Origin of the sequence: Pseudoalteromonas sp. 68 DY56-GL68, assembly GCF_041414825.1 — a bacterium.
GTDB lineage: Bacteria > Pseudomonadota > Gammaproteobacteria > Enterobacterales > Alteromonadaceae > Pseudoalteromonas.
This window is the reverse complement of sequence record NZ_JAOCZL010000025.1, coordinates 207,840-209,482: the sequence shown is the minus strand read 5'-3', so window position 1 is coordinate 209,482 and position 1,643 is coordinate 207,840. Positions and strand designations below refer to the sequence as shown.

Annotated in this window: 1 protein-coding gene and 2 tRNA genes; all 3 read right to left on the bottom strand. The window is 45.8% G+C overall.

Features of this window, described 5'->3' with window-relative positions; all coding sequences use genetic code 11:
* Positions 1–64: 64 nt before the first annotated feature.
* Positions 65–1,249: an elongation factor Tu gene (tuf, locus tag NYF15_RS21400; protein ID WP_062567544.1), complete on the bottom strand. Its 1,185-nt coding sequence runs from the start codon at positions 1,247–1,249 to the stop codon at positions 65–67.
* A gap of 136 nt (positions 1,250–1,385) precedes the next feature.
* A tRNA-Thr gene (locus NYF15_RS21395) sits at positions 1,386–1,461 on the bottom strand.
* Between the two features lie 12 nt (positions 1,462–1,473).
* Positions 1,474–1,548 (bottom strand) — tRNA-Gly (locus tag NYF15_RS21390).
* Positions 1,549–1,643: the final 95 nt, after the last annotated feature.

Sequence of the window (1,643 nt, the reverse complement as noted above, 5' to 3'; positions counted from 1 at the left end):
TTAGGCATTAAAAAAGGCCGCCTAGGCGACCTTTTTATAAGCTGTGAAGCTCTATCTGTTGATATTACTCAACGATAGTTGCTACAACACCAGCACCAACTGTACGGCCACCTTCACGGATAGCGAAGCGTAAACCTTCGTCCATCGCGATTGGAGCGATTAGTTCTACAGTCATCTTGATGTTGTCACCAGGCATTACCATTTCAACGCCGTCTGGTAACTGTACGTCACCTGTTACGTCAGTTGTACGGAAGTAGAACTGTGGACGGTAACCTTTGAAGAATGGCGTGTGACGACCACCTTCATCTTTAGAAAGTACGTATACTTCTGAAGTGAACTTCGTGTGTGGAGTGATTGAACCAGGCTTAGCTAGTACTTGACCACGTTCAACGTCTTCACGCTTAGTACCACGTAGAAGTGCACCGATGTTCTCACCCGCACGACCTTCGTCTAGAAGCTTACGGAACATCTCAACACCTGTACACGTTGTCTTCGTAGTTTCTTTGATACCTACGATTTCAACTTCGTCATTCACGTTGATGATACCAGCTTCAACACGGCCAGTTACAACTGTACCACGGCCTTGGATTGAGAATACGTCTTCGATAGGCATGATGAATGGCTTATCGATGTCACGCTCTGGCTCTGGGATGTAAGAATCTAGTGCTTCTGCAAGCTCAACGATTTTGTCTTCCCACTCTTTCTCACCTTCTAACGCTTTAAGCGCAGAACCTTGGATTAGAGGTAGGTCATCACCTGGGAAGTCGTACTCAGAAAGAAGTTCACGAACTTCCATCTCAACTAGCTCAAGTAGCTCTTCGTCGTCAACCATGTCACATTTGTTCATGAATACGATGATGTAAGGTACACCAACCTGACGAGAAAGTAGGATGTGCTCACGAGTTTGTGGCATAGGACCGTCAGTCGCAGCAACTACTAGGATTGCGCCGTCCATTTGAGCAGCACCAGTGATCATGTTTTTAACATAATCGGCGTGTCCTGGACAGTCTACGTGTGCGTAGTGACGAGTTGGTGTATCGTACTCAACGTGTGAAGTTGAGATTGTGATACCACGCTCACGCTCTTCTGGAGCGTTATCGATTGATGCGAAGTCTTTCGCTACACCACCGTATACTTTTGCAAGTACGTTAGTGATTGCTGCAGTTAGGGTAGTTTTACCGTGGTCAACGTGGCCGATTGTACCTACGTTTACGTGCGGTTTTACGCGTTCAAACTTTTCTTTTGCCATGACGGAACCTATCAGTTTTGTGTATCTAGATTACATATGAAAATAATCCACCGAGGGTAGATTAATTTAATTTTTTCAAATTTCAAATAGTTTTTTCTGACAGATAAAGGAAGAAATTAAGATGAGTTCTCGATACTGGTGCTGATAGGCAGATTTGAACTGCCGACCTCACCCTTACCAAGGGTGCGCTCTACCAACTGAGCTATATCAGCAACACCAGAGTCTGGAGCGGGCAGCGGGAATCGAACCCGCATCATCAGCTTGGAAGGCTGAGGTAATAGCCATTATACGATGCCCGCATAGAAACCTGTTCTTAAACTACCTCTAACCGTCAAGAATAAAGTGGTGGAGGGAGCTGGATTCGAACCAGCGAAGGCTGAGCCGTCAGATTTAC

What these genes read in the sequence shown, in the direction of transcription:
- tuf (WP_062567544.1), bottom strand. Translation starts at nt 1,249, where the DNA reads ATGGCAAAAGAAAAGTTTGAACGCGTAAAACCGCACGTAAACGTAGGT.